Origin of the sequence: Helicobacter felistomachi (assembly GCF_030296895.1) — a bacterium.
In the GTDB taxonomy this organism is placed as follows: Bacteria; Campylobacterota; Campylobacteria; order Campylobacterales; family Helicobacteraceae; genus Helicobacter; species Helicobacter felistomachi.
In genome coordinates, this window is record NZ_AP028022.1 from 525,904 (window position 1) to 552,063 (window position 26,160).

The 26,160-nt window shown below is 48.0% G+C and carries 22 protein-coding genes, 2 tRNA genes and 3 pseudogenes; 14 read left to right on the top strand and 13 right to left on the bottom strand.

The window, feature by feature from the left end; genetic code table 11:
• Window positions 1-89: 89 nt before the first annotated feature.
• Together QUE23_RS02675 and ligA are read right to left on the bottom strand one after the other, a co-directional pair.
• Window positions 90-1,001: a BRCT domain-containing protein gene (locus tag QUE23_RS02675; RefSeq protein ID WP_286349119.1), complete on the bottom strand. Its 912-nt coding sequence runs from the start codon at window positions 999-1,001 to the stop codon at window positions 90-92.
• Between the two features lie 65 nt (window positions 1,002-1,066).
• A complete protein-coding gene (gene ligA, locus QUE23_RS02680; protein ID WP_286349120.1) occupies window positions 1,067-2,305 on the bottom strand; it encodes an NAD-dependent DNA ligase LigA in 1,239 nt (412 codons plus the stop codon).
• A gap of 70 nt (window positions 2,306-2,375) precedes the next feature.
• On the opposite strand from ligA, the gene QUE23_RS02685 reads away from it, so the two are divergent.
• The 6 genes from QUE23_RS02685 to QUE23_RS02710 are packed head-to-tail and all read left to right on the top strand — an operon-like array spanning window position 2,376 to window position 8,285.
• Window positions 2,376-3,326, top strand: coding sequence for a chemotaxis protein (locus tag QUE23_RS02685; RefSeq protein ID WP_286349121.1), 951 nt, complete (start codon window positions 2,376-2,378; stop codon window positions 3,324-3,326).
• Between the two features lie 9 nt (window positions 3,327-3,335).
• Window positions 3,336-5,081 carry an aspartate--tRNA ligase gene (gene aspS, locus QUE23_RS02690; protein ID WP_286349122.1) on the top strand — a complete coding sequence of 582 codons (1,746 nt, stop codon included), beginning with the start codon at window positions 3,336-3,338 and terminating at the stop codon, window positions 5,079-5,081.
• Between the two features lie 27 nt (window positions 5,082-5,108).
• Entirely contained in the window at window positions 5,109-5,687 is a 579-nt protein-coding gene (locus tag QUE23_RS02695; protein ID WP_286349123.1) for an adenylate kinase, read from the top strand.
• A gap of 2 nt (window positions 5,688-5,689) precedes the next feature.
• Window positions 5,690-6,217 carry an inorganic diphosphatase gene (ppa, locus tag QUE23_RS02700; RefSeq protein ID WP_286349124.1) on the top strand — a complete coding sequence of 176 codons (528 nt, stop codon included), beginning with the start codon at window positions 5,690-5,692 and terminating at the stop codon, window positions 6,215-6,217.
• Window positions 6,211-7,710 (top strand): anthranilate synthase component I, encoded by a 1,500-nt coding sequence (trpE, locus tag QUE23_RS02705; RefSeq protein ID WP_286349125.1) that lies wholly within the window; start codon window positions 6,211-6,213, stop codon window positions 7,708-7,710. The genes ppa and trpE overlap by 7 nt, the downstream gene beginning before the upstream one ends.
• On the top strand, window positions 7,707-8,285 hold the full coding sequence (locus tag QUE23_RS02710) for an aminodeoxychorismate/anthranilate synthase component II (RefSeq protein ID WP_286349126.1): 579 nt from the start codon (window positions 7,707-7,709) through the stop codon (window positions 8,283-8,285). The genes trpE and QUE23_RS02710 overlap by 4 nt, the downstream gene beginning before the upstream one ends.
• Here QUE23_RS02710 and QUE23_RS02715 read toward each other — a convergent pair.
• The 6 genes from QUE23_RS02715 to QUE23_RS02740 form a co-directional block, all read right to left on the bottom strand.
• Complete coding sequence (locus QUE23_RS02715) at window positions 8,282-8,851, bottom strand: outer membrane beta-barrel protein (RefSeq protein WP_286349127.1); 570 nt, start codon at window positions 8,849-8,851, stop codon at window positions 8,282-8,284. The genes QUE23_RS02710 and QUE23_RS02715 overlap by 4 nt on opposite strands.
• On the bottom strand, window positions 8,848-11,898 hold the full coding sequence (locus tag QUE23_RS02720) for an efflux RND transporter permease subunit (protein WP_286349128.1): 3,051 nt from the start codon (window positions 11,896-11,898) through the stop codon (window positions 8,848-8,850). The genes QUE23_RS02715 and QUE23_RS02720 overlap by 4 nt, the downstream gene beginning before the upstream one ends.
• Before the next feature lie 9 nt (window positions 11,899-11,907).
• Window positions 11,908-12,606 carry an efflux RND transporter periplasmic adaptor subunit gene (locus QUE23_RS02725; protein WP_353622235.1) on the bottom strand — a complete coding sequence of 233 codons (699 nt, stop codon included), beginning with the start codon at window positions 12,604-12,606 and terminating at the stop codon, window positions 11,908-11,910.
• Between the two features lie 6 nt (window positions 12,607-12,612).
• Complete coding sequence (locus tag QUE23_RS02730; RefSeq protein WP_286349392.1) at window positions 12,613-13,980, bottom strand: TolC family protein; 1,368 nt, start codon at window positions 13,978-13,980, stop codon at window positions 12,613-12,615.
• 26 nt (window positions 13,981-14,006) lie between these two features.
• Window positions 14,007-14,083 (bottom strand) — tRNA-Arg (locus QUE23_RS02735).
• Window positions 14,084-14,149: 66 nt separating this feature from the next.
• Window positions 14,150-14,470: an HU family DNA-binding protein gene (locus QUE23_RS02740; protein ID WP_286349130.1), complete on the bottom strand. Its 321-nt coding sequence runs from the start codon at window positions 14,468-14,470 to the stop codon at window positions 14,150-14,152.
• 149 nt (window positions 14,471-14,619) lie between these two features.
• On the opposite strand from QUE23_RS02740, the gene gap reads away from it, so the two are divergent.
• Genes gap through corA form a run of 3 tightly spaced genes read left to right on the top strand, consistent with a single transcriptional unit; the run spans window position 14,620 to window position 17,857 of the window.
• Window positions 14,620-15,660 (top strand): type I glyceraldehyde-3-phosphate dehydrogenase, encoded by a 1,041-nt coding sequence (gene gap / locus QUE23_RS02745; RefSeq protein ID WP_286349131.1) that lies wholly within the window; start codon window positions 14,620-14,622, stop codon window positions 15,658-15,660.
• Window positions 15,644-16,864, top strand: coding sequence for a phosphoglycerate kinase (locus QUE23_RS02750; RefSeq protein WP_286349132.1), 1,221 nt, complete (start codon window positions 15,644-15,646; stop codon window positions 16,862-16,864). Before gap ends, QUE23_RS02750 begins: the two co-directional genes overlap by 17 nt.
• 39 nt (window positions 16,865-16,903) lie before the next feature.
• Window positions 16,904-17,857: a magnesium/cobalt transporter CorA gene (corA, locus tag QUE23_RS02755; protein ID WP_286349133.1), complete on the top strand. Its 954-nt coding sequence runs from the start codon at window positions 16,904-16,906 to the stop codon at window positions 17,855-17,857.
• Here the strand turns inward: corA and QUE23_RS02760 are convergent.
• From QUE23_RS02760 to QUE23_RS02770, 3 genes and pseudogenes are all read right to left on the bottom strand, one after another.
• A complete protein-coding gene (locus QUE23_RS02760; protein WP_286349134.1) occupies window positions 17,854-18,378 on the bottom strand; it encodes a PepSY domain-containing protein in 525 nt (174 codons plus the stop codon). The genes corA and QUE23_RS02760 overlap by 4 nt on opposite strands.
• Window positions 18,378-19,549, bottom strand: a pseudogene (locus QUE23_RS02765) (glutathionylspermidine synthase family protein). Before QUE23_RS02765 ends, QUE23_RS02760 begins: the two are co-directional and overlap by 1 nt.
• A 9-nt stretch (window positions 19,550-19,558) precedes the next feature.
• Window positions 19,559-20,270: pseudogene (locus QUE23_RS02770) on the bottom strand (UPF0323 family lipoprotein).
• Between the two features lie 56 nt (window positions 20,271-20,326).
• On the opposite strand from QUE23_RS02770, the gene QUE23_RS02775 reads away from it, so the two are divergent.
• Window positions 20,327-20,914 carry a ribonuclease HII gene (locus QUE23_RS02775; protein ID WP_286349136.1) on the top strand — a complete coding sequence of 196 codons (588 nt, stop codon included), beginning with the start codon at window positions 20,327-20,329 and terminating at the stop codon, window positions 20,912-20,914.
• On the opposite strand, the pseudogene QUE23_RS02780 reads toward QUE23_RS02775, so the two are convergent.
• Window positions 20,885-21,665: pseudogene (locus QUE23_RS02780) on the bottom strand (sulfite exporter TauE/SafE family protein). The gene QUE23_RS02775 and the pseudogene QUE23_RS02780 overlap by 30 nt on opposite strands.
• Window positions 21,666-21,717: 52 nt before the next feature.
• Between QUE23_RS02780 and QUE23_RS02785 the strand changes: the two are divergent.
• From QUE23_RS02785 to QUE23_RS02800, 4 genes are all read left to right on the top strand, one after another.
• Window positions 21,718-22,857 carry an FtsW/RodA/SpoVE family cell cycle protein gene (locus QUE23_RS02785; protein WP_286349393.1) on the top strand — a complete coding sequence of 380 codons (1,140 nt, stop codon included), beginning with the start codon at window positions 21,718-21,720 and terminating at the stop codon, window positions 22,855-22,857.
• Window positions 22,819-22,895, top strand: a tRNA-Ile gene (locus tag QUE23_RS02790). The genes QUE23_RS02785 and QUE23_RS02790 overlap by 39 nt, the downstream gene beginning before the upstream one ends.
• Before the next feature lie 117 nt (window positions 22,896-23,012).
• Window positions 23,013-23,645, top strand: coding sequence for a ribulose-phosphate 3-epimerase (gene rpe / locus QUE23_RS02795; protein ID WP_286349137.1), 633 nt, complete (start codon window positions 23,013-23,015; stop codon window positions 23,643-23,645).
• Window positions 23,642-24,373 (top strand): exonuclease domain-containing protein, encoded by a 732-nt coding sequence (locus tag QUE23_RS02800; protein ID WP_286349138.1) that lies wholly within the window; start codon window positions 23,642-23,644, stop codon window positions 24,371-24,373. The genes rpe and QUE23_RS02800 overlap by 4 nt, the downstream gene beginning before the upstream one ends.
• Here the strand turns inward: QUE23_RS02800 and QUE23_RS02805 are convergent.
• The gene (locus tag QUE23_RS02805; protein WP_286349139.1) at window positions 24,370-26,121 is read right to left on the bottom strand and encodes a methyl-accepting chemotaxis protein; all 1,752 of its coding nucleotides are present in this window, start codon (window positions 26,119-26,121) and stop codon (window positions 24,370-24,372) included. The two genes, QUE23_RS02800 and QUE23_RS02805, sit on opposite strands and share 4 nt — an antisense overlap.
• Between the last annotated feature and the right edge of the window lie 39 nt (window positions 26,122-26,160).

The following is a 26,160-nucleotide window of genomic DNA, read 5'->3' on the forward strand; positions in this document are numbered from 1 at the left end:
TAGTCCAAAAAGCCCACGCTCACTTAAAGAGCGTGCCCTAGCGCCCTAAGCCTAGTCCCGTTAGTTTAGAGAAAACACCAAACTCTAAGCTAGTCTAGGTGGCTAAAAAGTGCCTCTTCATCTAAAATTTGCACCCCTAGACTCTGCGCCTTTGTGAGTTTTGAACCGGGGTTGTCGCCACAGATTAGGCAGTCGGTGTTCTTCGTAACACTTGTTTGGATGTGTGCGCCTTGTTGCTCAAGTTGTTGGCAAATGGTGGCTCTTGGTTGGCTTAAGGTCCCTGTCAATACGACATTTTTACCCGCAAAAAATCCGCCCGTACTTGGCTCTTTAAGGTTAGGCGTAGGGGGCGTAGGGGCAATGTGGCTTAAAAGCGTCTTGATCAGCTCTTTGTTTTCTTGCAAAAAGCCCATAAAGGCGGCAGCGATGGTGCTTTCAAAGCCTTTAAGTTTAGTGATTTGCTCTTGTGTGGCGTTAAAGACTTGCAGACCAAAGGCATTGGCTAGAATTTGGCTCGCCCCCTTGCCGACATGCTCAATGCCTAGAGCGCAAAGAAAGCGCCAAAGGGGGGTGTGCTTGGTGTCATTGATCGCTTTAATGAGATTATCTGCCCTTTTTTCTTGCCAGCCCTCAAGTTTTAATAAATCCTGCTTTTGCAGGGTGTATAAATCTGCCACGCCCTTGATGAGCCCCACTCGCAAGAGTTGTGCCACGACTTTATCACCCAGCCCCTTGATCTCTAGCCCCTGCTTGGATGCAAAATAAACAAGGCTCTCTTGCACCCTTGCAGGGCATGCGCTATTGGGGCAAACAAGCCCCCTAGCCCGATGACTTAAGTCCAAATCACAGCGGGTGCAATATTCTTGATAGATTAAATCCCCCCCACAATCTAGACACACGCTTGGCATGCCGACTTTGTGGGCGCATTTGGGGCATTTTTGCTGTTGGGAGCTTAAGGGGGAGGCACAGGCGGGGCAATAAGCGGCCTTTAAAAATTTCACACACTTGGGGCAGAAATTGGGCTTGTTTTTAAGAAGCAAAGCTAAATTGCAGGCGGGGCAGACATTTAAAGCTTGGGCTTGCAAGGCGGTGGCACAGCTGGGGCAATGGGTGGGGGGGTGATTTTTGCTTGGGTGTGGTCTCTCAACTCTTTTAGGGGGCGTAAAATTTTAGGAATCACATCGCCACTGCGCACCACCACCACAATGTCGTTGATCTGTAAGTCTTGTTGCTCTATTTGGGTGTAATTGTCTAGGGTGGCACGCGACACCAACGCTCCTTGCACGGACACGGGCTCTAAAACGCCCACGGGGGTGATTGCCCCGCTGCGCCCCACTTGGTTGATCACTTTTAAAAGTTTGGTGCATTTTTGGGCGGTGGCGAATTTATAGGCGATGGCAAAACGGGGGGCTTTGATGGTAAAACCCAGCGCATTTTGTAAGGCTAGATTGTCGAGCATGGCAACCATGCCATCGGCTTCATAGGGAGCGCTAGCGCGGCTAGCACAAAAAGACTCAAAAGTATTTTGTATCTCTTCAGCACTCTCACACGCTACAAAGTCTAAGCCCAAAAAGCCCCATTCACACACAGCTTGCATGGCTTGTTTAAAGCTTGTAAATTCTTGAGCGCAAAGCCCCAGCCCCCATGGGTAAAAGGTGAGTTTTCTTTGCGCGCTCACACGGGAGTTTAATTGGCGCAAGCTGCCTACGCTGGCATTGCGGGCGTTGGCAAAGGGGGCTAAATTTTGCGCCAGTCTTTGGGCGTTTAAGGCTTTAAAGTCTTCTTTTAATAAGACCACTTCGCCCCTAATTTCAATGGGCTTGGTGTAGGGGATTTTAAGCGGAATGGAGCGGATCGTTTTGGCGTTGTGGGTCACGAGCTCACCCACCACGCCATTACCCCGCATGCTCGCGCTCACCAAATGCCCGTTTTCGTAGTAGAGATTGAGCGATGCCCCGTCTAGTTTGGGTGAGCAGACGAAGGACTCTAGGGGGGCTTTGGCAAAGTCGCTTAGGCGTTTGAGCCACTCTTGCAACTCTTTGAAATTAAAGACATTGTCTAAGCTCCACATACGCACCTTATGTTCTTGTTTGGGTAAAAAGGGCACAACTTCGCCGCCCACGCGTTGGGTGGGCGAGTGGGCTAAAATGTCGGCGGGGTGCGCCTCTTCATAGGCTAGGGCTTCGTGGTAGAGTTGATCGTAAATCTCATCGCTCACTAGGGGTTTTGCCAACACATAGTAGTGGTGGGCTAGAGTGCAAAGCTTGTCGACCAAGCGGTGGTAGTCTTGTAGGGTTTGTATCATTAGCCAGTCTTTGCTATAATGGGGTTTCTTGCGGATTTTAGATTAAATGAGCTTAAGATAAGGGGCGTGATTGATTAGCGACATTGACAGCACCATTTCCTTACACCTTAACAACGAAGCGCAGTTTTTGTGTTTCACCTTGAGTAGCGATGAGAACAACGATGCCGAGCTGTATGGCATCAATATCTTTAAAATCCGCGAGATCATCCACTATGAGGGCGATGTTACCGAAACGGTGGGGGGCAATGACAGCATGATGCTAGGCTTTCTCACCATTAGGGGCGAGTCTGTGCCTTTGATTGATGTGAATCGCTGGATCTATTTTGACCCTGATAACCCCGATAAGGATTTGAGCAAAGCCTCTATCAAGAGTGATCAGAATTTAGTCATTGTGTGTGAGTTTTCGAGCTGTGTCGTGGGGCTTAGGATTTTTGCCATTAAGCAAATCGTGCATAAAAACTGGGGCGAAATCAGTGTGGGGGGCAAACAGGGTTTTAGCACGGGAGGCAAGGTCAATGCGATCACAAGATTCGAGCAGGATCGGGTGATCCAAATTTTGGATGTGGAAAGGATGTTGGTAGACACTTTCCCCACCATGCAAGAGTTAGACCAACTCAAGGAGCAATTTGTGGATGCCATTCGAAGCGATAAATTGATCTTCATTGCTGAAGACTCCCAAGTGGCGATGCACAATTTAGAGCGCATTATTGAAGGTTTAAAGCTCAAATACGAAGCTTTCCCCAATGGCGATGCCTTATTAAAGCGGCTTTTCAACGAAAACATGATCGAGCAAGTCGGGGCGGTGATCACGGATTTGGAAATGCCCGTTATGTCTGGCTTTGAAGTGTTAAAGCGCATTAAAGCCGACGCAAGGGCCAAGCATTTACCCGTGATCGTCAATTCTTCCATGAGCAGCGAGTCGAACAAGCAATTAGCAGACTCTTTGCATGCCGATGGGTTTGTGATCAAATCACACCCTAATGAAATCCAAGAACTTTTACAAGAATATTTAAAACACTAAGGGCAAAACATGTTAAGAACGCAATTATGTGCCAAGGTGGGGCTGTGTGATGTGAAAAAGAAGGTGAAGCTCTGTGGGTGGTGTCATAACTACCGCGACCACGGGGGCGTGATTTTCATTGACTTGAGAGATAAAAGTGGATTAATCCAGCTTGTGTGTGATCCCACTTCTAAGGCTTATACGCAGGCAAGCCTTGTTAGGCATGAGGATGTGTTGATCATTGAGGGGGTGGTGCGTCCTAGGGGCGAGGGGCTAGAAAACCCCAAACTTGCCACAGGGGCAATTGAGGTGGTGCTTGAAGATTTGCGCCTTGAGAATAAGAGCCTAACGCCCCCCATTGCCATCGGCGATCCCAGTGTTAATGAGGATTTGCGCCTACAATACCGCTTTTTAGATTTACGCGCCCCTAAAGCCTACAGCATTTTTAAAATGCGTAGCAAAGTGGCTAAGGCGGTGCGCGATTGCCTAGATGGCTTAGACTTTTTAGAGATCGAAACGCCCATGCTTTCTAAAACCACGCCCGAGGGGGCACGCGACTTTTTAATCCCCAGCCGCATTCACGATGGGCAGTTTTTCGCTTTGCCCCAAAGCCCCCAAATTTTTAAACAAATCCTCATGGTGGCAGGGATGGATCGCTATTACCAAATTGTCAAATGCTTTAGAGATGAGGACTTGAGGGCAGATAGGCAACCCGAGTTCACGCAAATCGATGTGGAGATGAGTTTTTGCAACCAAGAGGATGTGATGCAAGTTGCCGAAACCTTGCTAAAAGCCGTCTTTAAGGTCGTGGGCATTGACATTAACCCCCCCTTTAGGCACATGACCTACAAAGAAGCCACAGAGAGCTATGGCAGCGATAAACCCGATTTGCGTTTTGGCATGCCCCTTGTGGAGGTGGGGGATTTGTTTGTGGGTTCTAGCAATGAGATTTTTAAAACCATTGCCAGCGATCCCAAGAACAACCGCTTTAAGGCATTGAAGGTCGAGAAGGGCGACACCTTGCTTAGCCGTAAAGATTTAGCCGAACTAGAGGCTTTTGTGCGCCAATTTGGGGCTAAGGGGCTTGCCTATCTCCAAATGAAGGCAGAGGGGCCTAAAGGGCCTTTAGTGAAATTCTTGGAACCTAACGCTTTAAAGGAGTTGTTGGAACGCACAGAGGCTAAAGAGGGGGATTTGCTCTTTTTTGGAGCGGGCGAGAAGGCGGTTGTTTTAGATTACATGGGGCGTTTGCGCTTGAAACTCGGGCAGGATTTAAATTTGATCGACCCGGATGCCTATAACTTCTTATGGGTCGTGGATTTTCCCATGTTCGAGAGGGTAGAGGGCAAACTCAGTGCCATGCACCACCCCTTCACCATGCCAAAGGACATCGACAACCCAGACCCCGAAGAGATGCAATCCATCGCCTATGACATTGTATTAAATGGCGTGGAGCTAGGCGGGGGGAGTTTGCGTATGCACCAAGAAGCCTTGCAGAAAAAAGTCTTTGCCCTACTTGGTATTAGCGACCAAGAAGCCCAAGAAAAATTTGGCTTTTTGCTCGAGGCTTTGCGTTATGGCGCACCCCCCCATGGCGGTTTTGCCATCGGCTTTGATCGACTCATCATGCTCTTAGCCAAAGCCCCCAGCATTCGCGAAGTCATTGCCTTTCCTAAAACCCAAAAGGCGACTTGTTTGTTAAGCAAAGCCCCCAGCCCCGCCAGCGAAGAGCAATTAAGGGAACTACATATCCGCTTAAGAAACCCCAAGCATTAACCAAAACACTAAAGGACATAAACAGACATGAAAGCGTTATTTTTAATCATCGGCGCGCCCGGGAGTGGCAAGACCACGGACGCACAGCTCATTGCTGAGCGCAACAGCGATCGCATGGTGCATTACTCTACAGGGGATTTGCTAAGGGCCGAGATCGCCAAGCAAAGTGAGCGGGGGCAACTGATTGCGGGTTTTACGAGCAAGGGGGAGTTAGTCCCCTTAGAGATTGTCATCGACACCATCATCACCGCCATTAAAAACGCCCCTAAAGAGGTCATTATCATTGACGGCTACCCCCGTTCCCTAGAGCAAATGCACGCTTTAGATAGAGTGCTCAAAGCCCAAGAAGAAGTGAAGTTAAGGGGCGTGGTTGAGGTGCATGTAAGCGAGGCGGTGGCAAGAGAGCGGGTGCTGGGGCGCTCAAGGGGCGATGATGACAATATCGAAGTTTTCAACAACCGCATGCAAGTGTATTTAAAGCCCCTAGAGAGCATTGTAGAGTTTTACAAAGCCCTAGAGGTGCACCAACAAATCAATGGCGAGCGCAGCATTGAAGAGATTGTCGCCGACATTGAAAGCTACATCAAAAATCACTTAAAAGGATAGCAATGGACTTAAATAAAATCAAAGCCGGCACACCACAAGCCCTAAATGCCGTGATTGAAATCCCCTACCAATCTAAGGTGAAATACGAAGTGGATAAGGACAGCGGGGCGGTGCTGGTCGACCGAGTGCTTTACCCGTCTATGGTTTATCCGGCCAATTACGGCTTTGTGCCCCACACTTTAAGCGAGGATGGCGATCCTGCGGATGTGTTGGTGTTGAACGAAGACCCCTTGTTGCCCGGCAGTGTCATTAAATGCCGTTTGATCGGGGTGCTTGTCATGGAGGATGAAAGCGGACTTGATGAAAAGCTTTTAGCCGTGCCCTTAAACAAGATTGACCCCCGCTACAACAACATTAAAGACTTGCACGACTTGCCCCCCATTGTGCTGCAAAAAATCAAACACTTCTTTGAAACCTACAAAGATTTAGAACCCGAAAAATGGGTCAAGGTCAAGGACTTTGGCGACAAAGCACAGGCAGAAGAAATCTTTAAAAAAGCCCTAGCCAATTACAGCAGCAAGGCATGTTAAGCCTACAGCAAAAAGCCCCCTACGCCCCACACCCCCTAGCCCTTTACGCCCACTTGCAGGGGGCGAACACGCTCTTACTAGAGAGCGCACAAGTAGAAAATAAAAAGCACACCAAATCCATCATTTTGGCAAAAGCGTGTTTAAAAATGACTTGTCAAAACGCAAACACACGCCTAGAGGCTTTAAATACTAACGGGCAAGCCTTGCTCGGCAAAATGGCACCAGTGCTAGGTCTAGAGCCCAAAGAAGGGGTGTTAGAAAAACACTACCCTAAAGACACCAGCTTAAACGATGAGTTTAGTAAGCTTAAAAGTGCTAGCCCACTAGATGCTTTAAGGGCTGTGTTTAAAAGCGTGGATACTTCCAACACACCCCCCTTTGGGCTGTTTTGTGGGGGGTATTTTGGCTTTGAGTTTGTTGGGGCGTTTGAGGACTTGCCCCACCTAGAGGCAAAGGACAACACCGCTCCCGATTTTATCTTTTTTGTGGCGCAAAATTTGATTTTAATAGATCACCAAGCCCAAACAACCCAAATTTTTGGCTCTTGTTTTGATCTATCTCTTAAAGATCAAATCCAATCCGAGATAGACCACCTAGCCCGCCTAAATCCCCCCCCATTTAGCCCAAAGACGCACCCTCAAAACAGCGATTTAGGCACAAATTGCACCGATGAAGACTTTGCTCAAATTGTTCTAGCCACAAAAGAGCAAATCAAACAAGGCGAGATTTTCCAAGCCGTGCCCTCACGAAGCTTTTATTTGGAGTGCAAGGAGCCTTTAAGTGCCTACCACCACTTAAAAGAGCAAAACCCCAGCCCCTACATGTTTTACATGCAGACACAGGATTTTACGCTCTTTGGCGCGAGCCCTGAGAGTGCCTTAAAGTATGATGCCAGCACCAATTTAGCCCAAATTTACCCCATTGCCGGCACCCGCCCTAGGGGTAAAAACCCCGATGGGAGCATTAACCTAGATTTAGATAACCGCCTAGAGCTAGACTTGCAAAACGACCCCAAAGAGCGGGCGGAGCATATCATGTTGGTGGATTTAGCCCGTAACGACATTGCACGGGTGGCAAAACCCTTAAGCCGTGTGGTGTCAAAACTCTTAAAAGTCGAGAAATTTGCCCATGTGATGCATTTGACCTCTGCCGTGCAAGGGGAGTTAAAGGAGGGTTTAGACGCATTGCACGCCTACCAAAGCTTTATGAATGCAGGGACCTTAAGCGGTGCGCCCAAAATCGCCGCCTTGAAGCTCATTGCCACACTAGAGGGTAAGAGGCGAGGCTCTTATGGGGGTTCTATGGGCTATTTATGTGCCGATGGCTCGATGGATAGCTGTATCATCATCCGCGCGGCGTTCGTGCAAGAGGGGCGGGCTGTGGTGCAAACAGGGGCGGGGATTGTGTTAGATAGCGTGGTGGAAGCCGAGATCGCCGAAACCAAGGCAAAATCTAAGGCTGTGATTTCTGCCATACTAAAGACACATGCATGAAAATTTACTTCATTGACAATTTTGACTCTTTCACCTACAACCTTGTCTATGACTTAGAAGGGTTAGGACACTCTGTCCTAGTCTTACGCAACACCACCCCCGCCCCCTTGCTCTTAGAGCGCATGCAAGATGAGAGTGAAAAACCCTTGTTGTTTATCTCTCCAGGGCCAGGCGATCCCGCCCACTCGGGGCAACTCTTAGAGATAATACAGGCTATTAAGGGCAAATACCCCATTTTGGGGGTGTGTTTGGGTTTGCAAGCCCTAGCCCAAAGTTATGGGGCTAAGGTTGTGCCCTGCCCTGAAATTGTGCATGGCAAAAGCTCCACCATCACCCTAGAGCCCTTTGAAGCCTTTAGGGGGCTTGGCAACTCTTTACAGGTGGGGCGTTACCATTCTTTAATGGCGATCAATTTACCCCCTTGCCTACAAGTCATCGCCCATTGTGAAAGTATCGCAATGGGGATTTACCACGCCAAAGATAAAGCCCTCGCCTACCAATTCCACCCCGAGAGCATTTTAACACTCAAGGGGGCGCAACTTTTACAACAAAGTCTAGAGTTCATACAGAACTAAAACAAGTAAGCGTAAGACACGAGCCAATAATAAAAGTCCATGGCAAGGGGTTTAGGGTGTGTAGATTGAATCTTGCCAAAAGGGATTTTGACCCCTAGCTCCACTCTCTGCTTTTTTGCAATGGTGCCCCCCACGCCAAAGTTCACCACTCCGTTATAGCCCATAAAAGAGCGATCGCCCACGTAGCTGTGTAAAGTCATGGCGCTTTGGAAGTAGCCAAAACCCACACCCACAAAGGTGCCAAAATTGAACTTCTTGCTGTGGTAAAAGTCATTCACCATGTCTAGGTGCACATCCATGAATGAGTAGACATCGGTGTTAAAGGCGGTGGGTTTTAAAGTCATGATGTAATCCATCTGTCCGCGTAGGGCCACGAAGCGGTTAACATTGTATTGATACCCCGCCTTCAGCCCCCACAAAAAGGCGTTGTTGTAGGGCTGTTTCACCACATTGTAGGTTGAAAAACCCGTACTCACCCCGATAAAAATTTGACTCTTAGGCAACGCCTGCTGTTGCGCCACCACCACACCCACCAACCCCAACACCCCTAAAACCCATTTTTTCATCGATTGCCCTGATAGAATTTTTTTAATTTATCATCCAGGGGAGCAAGCAAGCGGTAAAAGATGGGCACAACCAACAGACTAAGTGCCATAGACACCAAAAGCCCCCCGCTCATGGCAATGCCGATGGGCGATTTCATCGCCGAGCCCTGCCCCACGGCGATGGCTAAGGGCAACATGCCACACACCATCGCAATGGTGGTCATTAAAATGGGCCGTAGGCGTGACTCGCCAGCTAAAACGATGGCTTCTTCGATGCTGTGCCCTTCTTTACGCCTATCGTTGGCAATGTCGATGATGAGCGTGGCGTTCTTACCCACCATCCCGATGAGCAAAATCAGCCCCATTAAAGAGAACAAGCTCATGGATTGGTGCACCATCCCCAGAGCAAAGAACGCCCCGGAGAAGCTTAAGGGCATGGTCACCATGATGATCAAAGGCTCTAAGAGCGACTCGTAAAGGGCGGCTAGGATCATGTAAATGAGGATAAAGGCGGTCACGATCGCCACGCCAAAGGCTTGGTTGCTTTCTTTAAGTCGGTCCGACTCGCCTGTAAAGCGGAAAGCCGCCCCTTTGGCAAGCCACTGATCTTTGTGTTTTTCTACTTGGCTTAAAAGCTCGCCCAAACTTGCTCCCTTAGCTGGACGCGCTAAAACCGTTACGCTTCTTTGGCGGTTGTAGCGGGTGATGTTGGAAGCCACTTTGCGCTCAACCACTTCGATCAGTCCATCTAAAAACATCAACTTGCCACTCTTGTTCTTGATCTGTAGGCGTTTGATGTCATCTAAAGACATTTTTTTATCCGGTGGAACGCGGATGATGATGTCGTATTCTTTGCCAGCTTCCTTAAAGTAGCTCACCCGATTCTCCCCAGAAAAGGCGTTGCTCACCACATTGGCGATATCCTGTGCTGTAACCCCGTATTTCACCGTGGCTGCCCTTAAAATGCGTAGTTGGTACTGCGTTTGGTAGTCGGAGGTGTTGGTGTGGTAGCCTGCAACTTTGCCCTTCATCTCAGGGCTCTCAAGCAAGAAGTGTCGCAACTTCGCCACGCTAGCATCCACAAGTTTTTGCGTGGGGGCATAGACAAACACCTGAAACGCCGAGCTGTCCCCCCCACCCACTAAAGGCACTTCGGCGAGGTTGATGGATTGCAGGTCCTTAGCTTCGGGGATGGCTCTTAGTTTTTGGCGCATCTCTTCCATGATGACAAATTGGTTCTTTTTATGGTCTTTTTTCAGCTTGACATAAAATTTGCCCTTAAAAGTGCTTTGGATATTGCCATAACCCACTTGCATGGAGTCAAATTCCACATCGGGATCTTTCTCAATCACGGCTTGTAAGGCCTTCATTTTGGCGAGCATCGCTTTCAAGCTGATGTCGGTTTGTGCCTTGACATAGACATAGAACTTGCCCCGATCTTCTTTGAGCAAAAACTCCATCCCCAGCTTGCCAGCCACATGCAAGGAGGCGGCAAAAATACCCGCCACCACCAGCCCCACGAGCAATTTATGGTTTAAAAGCCAGCCGAGCAATTTAGCGTAAGATTTCTCCATTTTTTGGAAAAAGGGCTCGGTGCGCTTGTAAAGGGCGGATTGCTCGGGGGATACGATGAGCGAGCTAAGCATAGGGACCACCGTAACGACCACAAAATAAGAGATCGTGATGGCAAGGGCGACGGTGATCCCAAAACTCTGAAACCACCGCCCCACCACCCCGCTCATGTTGCCTACGGGGATAAACACAGACAAGAGCATGGCAGAAATGGCGATGATCGCAAAGGCAATTTCGTGCACGCCCTCGTAACTGGCCGTTCTTTTGTCCATCCCGGCTTCTAGCTTTTTATGGATATTCTCGATCACCACAATCGCATCGTCAATGATGATCCCGATGGACAGAGTGAGGGCGACCATCGTCATCATGTTTAAAGAAAAGCCGATCCACTTAATGAGCGCAAAAGTCCCCATGATGGAGATGGGGATGCTCATCGCCGACACAAAGGTGATGGAGAAACTGCGTAAAAACACAAAGACGACCGACACCGCCAAAATCCCCCCCAAGATCAAGTCAAAACGCACATCTTTAATGGAGTGGCGGGTGTAGTCTGTGGTGTCTAAAAAGGGGCGCAACTCATAGCCCGGGCTCACGGCGCGCATGGCATCTAATTCCTTATAGATCGCGTCCACAATTTTGATCTCATTAGCCCCGGCGATCTTTTGTACCTCTAAAACAATGCCCTGATCGTGCCCATAGCTGGCGTAGGTGATGTCTGGGTCGATGCCCTTTTCAATCGTGGCAATGTCTCTTAGGCGGACATGGTTACCTATTTGGATGTCGCCCAGCTCTTGTAGTGTGTAGCTGTTGCCGTCCACCAAGATCGCATAGTTTTTCTTAGGGCTGATGATCTTGCCCCCGTCCATTTCGAGATTTTGGGTTTTAAGGGTGTTGTAAAGGTCGTTGTAGGTGAGGCCGTATTTATTCATCAAGCTTGGGTCGGCGTAAATGCGGATTTGCTTTTCTTCATAGCCCTGCAACTGGACATTACCCACGCCCTCCACCTTTTGCAACATGGGCTTGATGATGTTTTTCGCGTGGTCGTTGAGCTCAGCCGGGGTCTTGGTTTTGCTGGCAAGAAAGATGGAGAGGATCGCCTGCCCGCTGGTATCCACCTTATCGATGGAGGGGCGGCGGATGTTGGGGTCGTTAAAGCTCACCGAAGACACCTTATTGATGATGTCGTTTAAAGCGGTCATGATGGGCTTTTCAAGCACAAACTCCACCACCACAATGCTGACATTGCGTGCGCTGTTGGAGGTTACTTTTTTGATCCCATCCACACTCATCACAGCTTCTTCGATCTTGTCGGTAACCTTGCTCTCTACGATGTCGGCACTCGCCCCGGGGTAAGCGGTTTTGACCACAATGATGGGGAAGTCAATGTTAGGAAAGAGCGCCACGCTGATTTTTTTCAGCGCCATCGTCCCAAAGAAAACGATCATGCACGCGAACATTAAAGTCGTGATGGGCCTTTGGATCGCAAACTTATACACGAAAACTCCCTACTGGATAAAGCCATCCCCGAATACACCGGGGACTAGAGGGCTATTAGCGGGCAGCAAGGCTTCTGCGCTCACCTTACGGGTGTTCTCATCAATGGTGGGGTAAATTTTGGTGATTTTAACTTTTTGTTTCTCAGGTTTGCCATCAATGCTGTAAACGAAGGTGTCGCCTACTTTCACATCGGGCAGATATTTGGAGTCAAACTCGATCACCATTTTTCTTCCCTTACTCACGAGCCGAAATAAAATCGTGCTGTTCGCGCTCATCCCATCGCCTAGCTCAATGTTCTTGCTCGCAATCACCCCATCAAAGGGGGCGCGTAAAATGGTTTTATCCACCACCGCTTGGGAGTAATTACGATCATACTCTAGCTTCCTATAATCTGAGTAGTATTTGTCTAGGGTGTTTCTATCGATCGCCCGCCCGATTTTGCTGTAGCGCTCGTATTGCTTGCGCATAAAGTCGTATTGTTGGATGATGGAGTCGACTTGGGATTTTTTATCCTTGTTGTAAAGACTTAAAAGGACATCTCCCTTTTTAACTTGACTGCCTACATCCACATAGATCGCATCCACAATCCCCGCCGAGTCTAGAGTCAAATTCGCGTCTTGTAAAGCCCTGACATTGAAAATGGCATAGACTTCCTTAGCCGACAGCCCCGCCACAAAGAGCAGGGCACATAAAAAATATTTCATCATTGTCCTTTAGCGTACATAGTCTTGGATATGGTGTCCGCTGTAAAAAATGTAGTTGGCCTTTTGCATTTCGTAATTGTTGAGCGATTGGTTGTAGACCACTTCCGCGTCAAAGCGGGTTCTTAGTGCCCGCAGGTAGGTCGTGAAATCCACAAGGTTAGCGGCGTATTTTTTCTTAATGCTCTCGTAAGAGATGGTGGCCGATTTGAGACTCGCCTCCGAGCTTCTAATTTTTGCCCTTGCCATGTCTAAAGACTTGCGGTAAAGCTGCTCGTCCTTTTCTTGCTCCATTTTTTTATACATCAAGGTTTTCTCTTGAGAGAGTTGGTTTAGACGCAAATATTGCTTTTGTAGATTAAGGCCAATGTCGCTTAAAATGTTTAAACCCACGGCAATCCCGAAAGTGTTTTGTTGGTCTGGATAGAGGTTGGCAAGGCGATTATCCTTACCCATTGCATAGGCAGGTTTTTCGATGTAGTATTGCCAGTCATCGTTGATGTCCACCGTGGGGTAGTAGTTGAGTGCTTTGTTTTGGTAGTGAATCGCTGTGATTTGCTCCCTGAGTGCCCTTAAATCCGCCCGCTCTCTTAAAGACAGCGTGGGCGGAAGTATGGTTGTACGGCGCAAAGAGGGGATTTTAGAGTTGGTGAGATACTCCAAAGTCAAGCGGTTTTGCTCAATGGAAAATTGCATGTCCGTGATGTCGTTTTCACTCAGGGCCCCCTGGGCTTTTGCGCTCTCCAAATCATCAATCGTGGTCAGGCCCTCGTTGTAAAGGTCGCGAATGCGCTTGATGTTGGAGCGTAGTTCAGCCAGCTTCTTTTGCAAAGCGACTAATTGCGCCATGTTGTTGAAGTATTGGTAATACTGCTGCACCACTTGCAAGTAGATGTTTTGCTTGGTGTATTCCATGTTGGCGCTGTTGGAACGGTAAGTCGCCGCTTTTTCGCGCACATTATTGATATCGCTAAAGCCGTTGAAGAGATTGAGTTTTAAATTTGTGTTGAGCAACTGCATGTTGTAGTTGGGGTAAAAGGGCGTGTCCCTATCCCTGCGGTTAAAAGTGTAATTGCTCGTTAAGCTAGGTAGGAACTTTGCCTTTGCAATGCTGTGGTTTTTTAACGCCTGCGCCACTTGCAAACGGGCGGCCTGCAAAGAGTAGTTGTTGTCGGCGTTCCTAATCAAGTCGGCTAACCCGAGGGCATGCCCTTGCGTGGTCTCGCCCTTGTCTTCTAGACGCTCTAGCCGCTTTAAACTCAGGCTAAAATCATCGTCAGCGGGGGCGGGGGCGTATTCTTGTAACTCTAAAGCCTGTAAATTAAAACCCAAAAAAAGTGTTAAGCTTCCTAAAAAAAATTTCCTTTGTGAAAAACGCATGTTAGAACTCCAATGCTTAAAAAGCGTGGTGTCCTTGGCGGGATTTGAACCCACGGCCTCACGATTAGGAATCATGCGCTCTATCCAACTGAGCTACAAGGACACTGAAAAAACTAAAACCCGGAAGGTTTGAGTTGTCTAGAACAACTCAAAGAAAAAAGAACTTAAGCTACTTTTTCTTGCTAGATTTGGCGGCTTTGCCTTTGATTTTGTCTTTCACCACCATATCTTTTAAAACCTTGCCGGGTTTAAACTTGGGCACCATTTTATCCTCTGTGGCGTAGGTTTTATCGCTGCCGGGCACCTTGCCGCTCTTGCCCTTTTGCAACGCCACTTCAAATTTGCCAAACCCCACAAGCTCTACGCTCTCGTGTTTACTTAGAGCTTTTTGCACAGCTTTAACAAAGCCATCTAGGGCAAACTCCGCCTCTTTGCGACTTTCAAAGCCCCCCTCTTCCTTCATCAACTCGACAAATTCCGCTTTTTTCATAGGCACCCTTTCCAAATTTTGCTCCAAATGTGGCGCATAAGGCGGTCATTATACTACAAAATCTACAATCTGCGCCCTATTTTGCGTTTGCCCTCACAAAAAATCCCCATTTTATGCTCCCTTAAGAGCCATGCAAGCTAGCTACTTGTATGATAAAAAGTTATTTTGGTCATCAAGGGGTTGTGTTGCGTGTCGCTGTGAATGGAGCTGGGCGAATCGGGCTGTGTGCGTGCCGGGTTGTGGGGGCAAGAGAAGATTTAGAGTTGGTGGCAATCAACGCCACTTACGGGGTAGAAACCCTAGCGCATCTCTTGCGCCACGACTCCCTACATAAACACGATCTGCCCATTGAAATTTTAGACAGCGCGCATTTACGTATCGGGCATAGTCCAAAGGTTAGGGTGCTTGGTGAGCGCGACCCACATAAATTAGATTTAAGCCCTGCGCAGGTGGTGTTAGAATGCACGGGCAAGTTTAACGAGGCGCGTTTAGCCCAAGCACACATCAAGGGGAGCGTGCAAAAGGTGGTGATCTCCGCCCCCGCTAAAAACACCCCGACCTTTGTCTATGGGGTGAATCATACAAGCTATCGGGGCGAGGCGGTGATCTCTAACGCCTCTTGCACCACCAACGCCCTAGCCCCGCTTTTAAAGGTGCTCGATGAAAACTTTGGCGTGCAGCATGCAATGATGACAACCATCCACAGCTACACCAATGACCAAAATCTCCTAGACTCCAAACATAAAGATGTGCGCCGCGCTAGAGCCGCCGCACTCAATGTAATCCCTACAAGCACGGGGGTGAATAAGGCGATCGCTCTAGTCCTGCCCCATTTGGCGCATAAAATCACGGGTTTAGCTCTAAGAGTGCCCACCCCTGATGTGAGTTTGGTGGATTTGGGTTTTGACACCCAAAAACCCCTAAGCCTAGAAGCCCTGCACATGGGCATGGAGCAAGCCAGCCAACAAGGACTCAAAGGGATTTTAGGCATAGATAAAGAAAAACGGGTGTCTAGCGATTTCATTGGATCGCCCTTTAGCGCTATTTACATTGAGGATCAAAGCTTGGTTTTAGACCAGCACCACGCCAAAGTGCTTGCGTGGTATGACAACGAGATGGGCTATAGCCACCGCTTGGTGGATATGGCAGTTTATATTTACCAAAAGGATGGATATGCTAGCAGGGATTAAACGCATGCAAGAGGTCGTGGGGATTCAAGATGTCAGCGTGAAAGACAAGCGGGTGTTGATCCGCGTGGATTTTAATGTCCCCCTAGACAAGGATTTTAACATCACCGAGGACACGCGCATGCGTGAGAGCATCCCCACAATCAACTATTGCATTGACAATGGGGCAAAGTCTGTGGTTTTGGTGGGGCATTTGGGCCGCCCACAGCCCCAAATAGAGGGGCAAAGAGAAGAGAAATACTCTTTTAGACATTTGTTAAAAAGGTTAGAGAGGCTTTTAAATAAAGAAGTCTTGTTTGCCAGCTCCCCAGAAATGGCTAAAGGTTTGCAAGAGAGTCAAGAAAACCCCATCATTTTAGTGGAGAATTTGCGCTTTTATAAGGGCGAAAAGGAGAACAATCCTGAGTTTGCCAAGTGCCTCGCTGACTTGTGCGATGTTTATGTCAACGATGCCTTTGGCACCAGCCACAGAAAGCATGCCAGCACCTATGGAATCGCGAGCTATGTCCCTATAAAGGTCGCCGGCTTTCTACTGAAAAAAGAGATCAACTCTTTTGCCAAGGCTCTAGCTAATCCCCTGCGCCCTGTGCTCTTGGTGGTGGGTGGGTCAAAGGTGAGCTCCAAACTCACGCTCTTACACAATATCCTAGAGCGTGTGGATAAGGTCATCATCGGTGGAGCGATGAGCAACACCTTTTTAAAGGCTTTGGGCTATAACATGCAAGCGTCTTTGGTTGAAGAAGATTTGATCCAAGATGCTTTGGATATTTTAAACAAAGCCAAACAAAGGGGCGTGCATGTTTACTTGCCCGTGGATGTGGTGAGTAGCCCGCATATCGAGCACACCGATCAAGTCCAAATCACCCCGGCTCAAGACATTCCCCTAAATTATATGGCAGTAGATATTGGCCCCGCCACTTCTAAACTCTTTTCTTTGGTGATTCAAAGCAGTCAAACGATCATTTGGAACGGCCCCCTTGGAGTGTATGAAGTGCCTTTGTTTAGCCGCGGGTCTAGCCAAATTGCGCACAGCATTTCTAACACCTATGCGTTTTCACTCATCGGCGGAGGGGACACCATCGATGTTTTGACAAGGGCAGGCTATAAAGACAGTGTCAGCTTCATTTCCACCGGTGGAGGGGCGAGCTTAGAACTTTTGGAGGGCAAAATTTTAGTCGCCTTTGAAGTCTTGGATCGCCGCCCATGACAGCAGGCACGCCATGCCCATCGTGTTGCAGGAGTGGGCATGATCAATGTCTTTACCAAGAATAACGAGCTTGTCGAGATTTTTGCGTTTCAAGACTTTAAAAACTTTCCCTTTGAAGAGAGAAATATTTTATGGTTTGAGTTGGTTAATCCCACCTTTACCGAGCTTGCTTGCATTGCCCGCAATTACGACTTAAACCTTTATGAAGACCCCGAAAAAAGCGCGGTGGTGAAGTACTGGGAGAACAGCACTTCCATCACCATCAACACCTATTTTATTTACAAGGACACCCCTTTAGCCTTCCACACAGAAGCCATCACCTATTTTATTGCTAACAATATCCTTTTCACACTCTATTATGGGGATTTCCCTATTTTTAAAGAGGTGCAAGGGCGAGTCTTGGCTAGCCCCAAGAAATTCTACGATGGCTTTGACATTTTGGCAAAAATCTTGGAGCTTTACTTTGAGAAGGGGGCGGATTGTTTAGAAGAAGTGAATCGTGAAACCAGTGTGCTTAGAAAGCAAATTGTCTTTGATCTCGAAGCTTGCACACACGAAGAAACTTTAATCTCTCTCTCTTTTTTGCAAGAGTTTAATATGGAACTACGCGACTCGCTCTTTGACAAACGGCGGATCATCACGGCCTTGCTTAAAAGCAATAAAGTGGATAGTGAAACTAAAAAAGATTTTAACATCATCATCAAGGATTTTAGTTCGCTCGTGGAGTTTAGCACCGCCAACCTCAACGCTCTAGACAATATCCAAAACCTCTTTACCTCTCAGGTTAATGTCGAACAAAACAAAATCATCAAGCTTTTCACCGTGGCGAACTTAGCGATGATGCCCCCCACTTTGATTGGCACCATTTATGGCATGAACTTTGAAGTGATGCCAGAACTGCGTTGGGAGTTTGGCTACCCGATGGCGGTGCTTGCCATGATCGTTTCTACAATTTTGCCCATCATTTACTTTAAAAAGAAGGGTTGGCTCTAAAGAGCTATGGCTAAAAATCCGCCCAGCACCGATGCGCCTAGCAAAAATGCGCTGATGATGGAGGTGGTGTTTTTGTGCCTAAAGCCCATCAAAAGCCCGCTGATGTAAAAGAAACACAAAAACACCCCAAAGGCCACTCCCATAGTCTGCAAAGCCACCCCCGCCCTGCCCTTATGTATCTGCATCAGCACGCCTAAAAAAGAGCGGTGGACGGCACTCACCACACCGTGTTTTGGGTCAAACTCAATTTCATAGACAGGCGTGCCTACGATTAAATCCCCCTTATGTCTTCTAGGATTTAAGTGGCTAGGCACAGGGATTTTCTGTGTTTTTAAAAAATCTAGTAAAAATTCTAAATCATCTTTCATAGGGTTGTCGACATGCCATTTTTGAATTTTGGCCCCGCTATTGGGGTTAATCCCAAACAAAAACGCCACGCCACTTAAGGCAAACAACAACGCCAAAGGCAGGAAAAACACGCTCGTGTAAGCGTGGAATCTATAGATCGTTCGAAGACGCATCACTGGATGATGTGGCTTACAAATTTAGAATAATTGTCCATCACCAAACCACCCTTTCTAAAGCCCAGTCCACAAGCCTCGTAGGCGTAAAAGACATTGGGTTGGTAGTAGAACTCCCCGACTTGATTGAGTGGGGCGAACTCTTGATAAATGGGCTTGTGGTTGCCATAAATCCCCTTGGTTTCGTAAACCACGCTCAAATCAGGGTTCAAAATTTGCGTGTTTGCCCCTCTCTGCCAAAGGCAACTTTACGCACTTGTTTTTTGTTGCGCAAAGGCTCGTAGCTTGTTTCCAAAAGCAGGGGGTGGTTGGGGTAGCACTCCCAAAGTAACTTTAAAAACCGCTTGCTTTGGAAAATCAAGGTGTAGGCGGGATTTAAAAAAATGGTGTTTTGATTTTCCATCATGCCTTGCATGAGCATGGCTAGCTCGGGCTCATCAATGGCAATGTTCTCCCAAGGGATTAATTTAAAAAGGAACTCATAATTCACGCCCTCATAAAACACCCCGGTTTCGGCGTTGAACTCCACTTTATCAATGTAGGCAAAATGTGTGTGAAAACCGGCACTTTTGGCACACTCTTGTAAAAACCGCGTGGTGCGCTCCTCTTCACTGCTGCCCTGCACGCAAGAGAATAAAATTTTCCAGCCTTCGTATTCTTGGGCGAACGCGCTCGTGTCCTCTTGCAAGGTTACCAAGCGTTTAAAATTCTCCCCCAAAGCCTCAAAGATATTGTTAAATTGCAACTCGGCGTTGTAGCCATTGTGTTTGAGTAACGCCCACTGCACTAAGGCACTTTCATAGAGCATGGTCGGGGTGTCGGCATTGAACTCTAAGAGTTTAATGGGCTGTCCCTCTAACCCCCCCGCTAAATCAAAACGGCCGTAAATGTGCCAGTGGATATCGTTTTCCCAGCTTTGCTTAATCATAGGCACAATGCTATTGGGGATGTCTAGCTCAAAAAAGCGTTCTTGCTCGATCACCATTTGCGCTGTCTGAACGCACATGTCGTAAAGCTCGTTGCACGCCGCGTAATAAGCGTCCGCCTGCGCTTGGTTGATGGTGATTAAATCCGTGCTGATGTAATCCGTGTTGTCCGGATCTGTGTGCCACTCTAGCCCAATTTCTTCTAGGGCCTGTTTGCTTAGGGGGTTTAAAGTTTTCACTTGCATGGGTGTCCTTTAAGAGATGTTAGAGCCACGATGAGAGCCAAAAAACCCGCTTTGCCCGTGTGTGGTCGTGCTGGCAGGGGTTGGGGGTGCTGTGTGTGGCTAGGGGTCTAGTTTGGCTAGAACTAGGACTTGTGGTGGCGGGCGCACTTTGGTTTTGGGGGCTAAAAAACCCGCTCCTTGTGGGGCTAGCGGGGGGTGATCTAAAGCTGTTTTGGCTTCTTTGGTAGGCCTGCGGAGAAGTGTAGTTTCTTTGGGCGTTTTGGTGGTAGTTGGGGTTGTTAAAGAGCTTGTTGCCGATGTAACTGCCTAAGATCGCCCCGGCCGCGCTGCCTAAGATCGCCGCCCCGATGCCAAGCCCAGAACCCCCACCTTCAGCAGCGGGCTTGGTGAGCTGGCTTGTGCCTTTATCGATTTTAACTTCTTCATCTTTGATGAGTTTTTGAATCTCCTCATCGCTTAGCATCCGCTCCTTGCCCTGCAAGTCGCGCACCACCACACGGGTTTTATCGCTGGGGTATTCTTCAGCGACCTTGTAGCTTTTGTCTGCCTGTTCTTGCAAAATCACAAACGCCCCTTTTTTAATGGGCGTGGAGGTGTTGCTTTGGGGTTTTTGCTCTTGGTTGTTGTCCCCCCCTTTGCACCCGACCAGCGTAACCACCACAAGCGCACTAAGCCCGCCCACAATCGCATAGTCCGAAATCTTTCTAAAAGGTTTTTGCATGGCTATCCTTACTTGTCATAAAGTGCTATGATAGCATGTTTAAAAAGGGTTTTGCTATGTTGCTAGGCATTGACGAAGCGGGGCGGGGGTGCTGGTGTGGGGCGTTGTTTGCGGCAGGCGTCGCCTGCCCGGAGCTTTTAGCCCAAGAATTTAGCAAACAAGGCTTGAAAGAAAGTAAGAAATTAAGCCGCAATAAACGCTTTGAGTGGGCGCAAAGAATCCAAGCCCACAAGGACATACAAAACGTGGTGGTAGGCAAGAGCGCCCAAGAGATAGACGCAAAGGGCTTGAGCTTATGCATGCAAGAGGCTATTCAAGAGATTGTCTTAAGCTTGCCGCAAGTCTTAAGCGTTTGTGTGGATGGCAACACGCTTTTTAAATTGCACTTCCCCCATTTAAAGAGTTTTCAGGCGGTGATCAAGGGCGATGATAAAATCCCCCAAATCGCCATGGCATCGATCTTAGCCAAAGCGCAAAAAGATTTAGAGATGCTAGAGCTAGATAAACTCTACCCCGAGTATGGTTTTGCCAAGAACTGCGGTTATGGCACAAAGGGGCATATCTTGGCCTTAAAAAAGTACGGCTACACCAAAGAGCACCGCCACAGCTTTAAGCTAAAACCACTTATAGATCGAAACGACTAAGGACAAGGTGTAGGCACTGATGAGCAAATAGCGGTGTAATTGTGCGCTCACTTTGATGACTAACTTCACACCAAGAAGCACACCTAGCACACTGCCCATCCCCACCAATAGCCCCCATTGTAAGTATTGCCACTGCAAAATGTGGCTTTGGTAAAGCGAAGCCACCCCGCTAATGGAGGAAAACACCACAAAAAACAGACTCAAAGGCACGCTTTGTTTGGGGCTTAGACCCAAATAATAAGACAAAAGAGACACCATTAACACACCCCCGCCGATGCCAAGAGAAATGGCAAAAATGCCCGTCAATGCTCCAATCGCCACTAAAATGCACTTGCTTTTTAGATTGAGGACAAACCCCTTGGCTTGTTTGTCCGTATCTTTGGATTTTTTAGACTTGAGAAAAAAGCGCAAAAGGGAGTAAAAGGTCATTAAAATAAACAGCCCGAGCAAGATTTTATGCGGGATGTGGGTTAAAATCGCGCCGCTAAAGCCCGCCCCCACCAGCCCACCAAGCCCCACCCAAAAGCCCACATGCAGGTCCAACAACCCCTTTTTGAAGTTCGCCACACTCCCCACCACAGACGAGCACGCCATTTGTAAAATAGAAATGCCGACCGCGCTGTCGTAGCCATACCCCGACAAAAGCATGGCGGGCACAATCACCATCCCCCCCCCCTATGCCAAAAAACCCCGCCATGATCCCCGTTACACCCCCGAGCAATAAAAACAAAGCATGGTTTAAGAAATCCATCTCTAACCCTTTAAGTTTATGCTAAAATAACCAAATACAAAGAAGCGAGCCTATGGTTAACAGAAAGATTTTAACACACTTTGATTTCTTGTTGCTTTTTTTTGTTGTTCCTCTAATGGGGCTGTCCTTCTTTCTCATCTACGAAGCCAACACCGCTCTAAGCTTCAAGCAAATCCTCTATTTCAGCGTGGGGTTTGTGGTCTTTTGGATGATTTTTTTCATTCCCTTTCGGCAGCTGGATCGCATTTTTCACTTTTTCTATTGGTTTTGTGTGTTTTTGTTGGTGTTGGTGATTTTCTTTGGCTCTGTCAAGCTGGGGGCTAAGCGTTGGCTCACCATCCCGGGGACTTCTCTATCCTTGCAACCTAGTGAACCGGTCAAAATCGCCATTTTGTTGCTCCTAGCTCATTTAATCAGCACGCACCCCATCCCCCCCGGGGGCTATGGCTGGAAGATCTTTGGCAAGCTTGCTTTATACATCACCATCCCTGCGGCACTCATTTTAAAACAACCCGATTTAGGCACGGCTCTCGTGGTGCTCATCATGGGCTTTGGGGTGTTGTTCTTAGTTGGCGTGCACCCTAAGATTTGGATCACCATTGGGCTCGTCTTTGCTGTGGCTTCTCCACTCATTTACAGCTCTTTACACGATTACCAAAAAAAACGCCTGCACGATTTCATCGCCGAAAAGCCCAACTACCATGTCCGCCAATCCATCATCGCCATCGGCTCGGGCGGGCTTTTAGGAAAATCCAAAGAAGAGTCCACGCAAGCGAAGTTAAAATTCCTCCCCATTGCTACAAGTGATTTTATCTTTGCTTACTTTGTGGAGCGCTTTGGATTTTTGGGGGCGTTTTTTCTCTTGGCGTTTTATATGGGTTTTATCTTGCATTTTCTCTCTTACTTCAATAGTGATCCGCACGATCGCTTTTTACAGACCATCACGGGGGGCATTGCGATCTTGCTCTTTGTCTACACGAGTGTGAATGTCGCCATGACCCTAGGGCTTGCGCCTGTGGTGGGCTTGCCCCTACCCCTTTTTAGCTATGGGGGGAGCAGCTTCATCACCTTCATCATCCTTTTTGCGGTGTTTGAAAACTTACTTGCATTTAAGTTTGGATTTGGTTATAATCCCCCTTCTTACCGCAAAGGGGGATTCTTAGCTCAGCTGGTTAGAGCATTCGGCTCATAACCGATTGGTCGTAGGTTCAAGTCCTACAGAATCCACCACCTCCCAAAGCCCCAAAATGTTTGACAAATAAGCCCGAAACGACTAGAATACCCCCCGTTGGGGTGCAACAAATGCCTTAGCGTTTGCTCCAAATTTGTTGGGGGCGGAAGGGTTTTATGCAAATAGCAGCGAGCATTTTAAGCGCAGATTTCATGGATTTAAAGCATAGCCTCGCACAAGTGGCGGGCGTGGACTTTTTACACATAGATGTCATGGACGGGCATTTTGTGCCTAACCTCACCTTTGGCCCCTGTGTGTTGCAAAACTTAAGCCAGCACACAAACACCCCTCTAGACATACACTTTATGGCAGACAACCCCTTCTTTGCCATTGAATTGTTTAAAGACCTAAACCCCGCCTACATGACCATCCACCTAGAAAGCACCCCCCACCTGCATAAGCTCGTCCACCACATTAAAAATTTGGGCTTTAAAGCTGGGGTGAGCCTAAACCCCGCTACGCCCCTAAGTGGGCTAGAGTACATCATTGCCGATGTGGATTTAGTGCTGTTTATGAGCGTGAATCCGGGATTTGGGGGGCAAAAGTTCCTGCCCCTGGTGCTGGATAAAATCGCCCATTTTAAACAAAAATTCCCCACTTACAGCGGCAAAATTGAAGTGGATGGGGGGATCAACGCCGACAACGCACCCTTACTTGCCTCTGTGGGGGCGAATTTATTGGTGGTGGGGAGTTTTTTGTTTGGCCACAAAAACCCCATCCTAGCTTTGCAAGAATTGAAAAAGGTATGAGCCCCGAAGACCTGTATCAAGCCCTAAGACAAGCCCCCCTCCCCCTAGAAGATTTGAATTTGCCCTTTTGTGAAGACCCCTTACTCTCTTACGAATACCTCAAGGCTTGTGGCTTCCCCATCGCCTACACCACACAATTAGAGTTAAGCACTAAAATCCCCTACCAGCAATCCCTCTACTGCTTCATCGACATTGAAACAAACGGGCCCGACCCCAAGACCTCCCAAATCATAGAAATCGCCGCCCTGCTTTACAAACCCGCTCTTGACCCCTTTGCCTCTGGCGCGGTGGTTAAAAGCTTTTCTAGCCTGATTTACTGCGAGCATGTCCCTCCTAAAATTGTCGAGCTCACAGGGCTTAGCGAAAGGCACTTGCGCCACGCCCCCCCCTTTAAACAAGTCCTTAAAAAATTTAGAGAATTTTTGGGTGATAGTGTGTTTGTGGCGCACAATGCCGACTTTGACTTCCCCTATTTGAGCGAGTGTTGCGCCCACCACTTGGGCGCGGGGCTATTAAATCCCAAACTCTGCACCTTGAGCCTGAGCCGCAAAAGCATTTTAAGCCCCAAACACGGGCTAGGCTTTTTAAACACCTTCTTGGGGATCAACATCCCCACAGCCCATCGCGCCGCCGCCGATGCACTCGGCTCTTTAAGGGTGTTTGAAGTGTGTTTGCGCTGTTTGCCCGCTTATGTGCGCACCACACAAGATCTGCTAGATTACGCTTAAAACTTTTTACTGTTTGCTTCGTTCAGGATGTTTTGGGCGATGCCTTTGACATTTTTACTGATGTTTAAAGAGGTTGTGGCGATCTCGGCGTTATGCGCCATCGTTTGCTCTAAAGTTTCCATGGCTTGACTGATTTTGGTGATGCCCTTTGTCTGATCTTCAATCGCGCTGGCCGACTCGCTGATGGCTTGGCTCAAAGCCTGTGTGCTGCTCTCAATCTCACTCAAAGACTTTTGGGTGCGCTCAGCCAGTTTTCTCACTTCATCAGCCACCACGGCAAACCCCCGCCCGTGCTCGCCCGCCCGGGCCGCCTCAACAGCGGCGTTTAGAGCTAAAAGCCCAATTTGATCGGCGATTTCATTGATGATGGTGACAATTTTTTGGATACTTTCGGATTGCTCGGTAACCTCGTGGCTCTTGGTGTTCACGCTCTGCATCGAATCGTTGATTTGTTCTAGTGCGCTGGCGGTTTGCTCGATCGATTCCATTTGTTGTTTGGACGCTTCTTGGAGACGGTGCGTGGTGTCATTAAGGGTGTTTGTCTCTTTGTCTAGGGCATGGGCAATCTCCAAAGAGTGCTTTAAAGATGTAACGATGCTTTGTTGCAAGGTGTTGATGTCTTTAGCCAGCTGCAAAAACCCGCCTTGTAGCCCCGTTGTAGTAACCCCTGCTTGGAAGTCGTTTTTAGAATAGGTTTGAATCGCCATGCTGATTTGTTGGAAGATTTTATCCACGAATTGCATGAAGTTGTTGAGGTGTGTGCCTAAATTCTGCAATTCTGGATTAGCCGCGTTGGCTTGGATGCTCTGTTTAAAATCCCCCGTTTGCATGCTCTCTAAGATTTTAAGCGCGTCCTTAGAAAAGACTTGATCGGCCTGAAAGTGCACCACCGCCTCGTCCACATTATTTTTTAAAGCATGTGCCATTTGCCCTAACTCATCTCTTGCGTGCAGCGCCACCACTTGCGGGACATTTTTATTTTTGTAGTTCACAAAAGCAAAGAAATCGTTGAGGCCTTTGTTTAGGATGTTGATATTGCGGGTGATTCTGCTGTAAAAAAGGTAATAAGAAGGCACAACGACCAAGAACATGAACAAGGATATGATCAAAGCGTAAATGTGAAAAGAGTGCTTGATGCCTGATTCGATTTCATCGGCAATTTTAAAAGTGCGCCTCGTAACATTGTCCATATACAACCCAGCCCCGATCCACCAATCATTTGTCCCCTCGATCCTTTGGGCGTAAGAGATTTTGGGCGTGTCCCTATTGCCCCCACCAGGGAGAGGTTTAGGCGAAACGTATTGCACAAATCCGCCGCCTTTCATGGCCTGCAAATACAGCTCTTTGAAGTAGCGCACCCCATTGACATCTTGCAAATTTTCATCGTCCACGCCGATCTTGTACGCCTTATTGCCTGTATACATAAGAACATATTTCTTAAACACGAAGTAATAACCCGAGCGATCTTTTTCAAAGCGCAACCCCTTAAGCGTGTCTGTGATGGCTTGCTGTTTTTCTGTGTCGGTGTGGGCGTTTTTAAGAGCACTAGAGAGGCTATAGGCCAACGAGTCGATGCTTAGTTGGAGCTTTTCACCCAGCAATTGTTTTAAATCCTTGCCCACTAGAGTGTTAACTCGCTCGACCGATTCGTGATTGCTTTTGGCAAATAGAAGCAAGGTTACGACCATCAATGCAATCGTCAACAACCACAACGCGACAATTTGTCTACCTAAGGAAAATGAACGCATGGACACCTCTCAAAATTTTTTACTGTTCGCCTCGTTTAA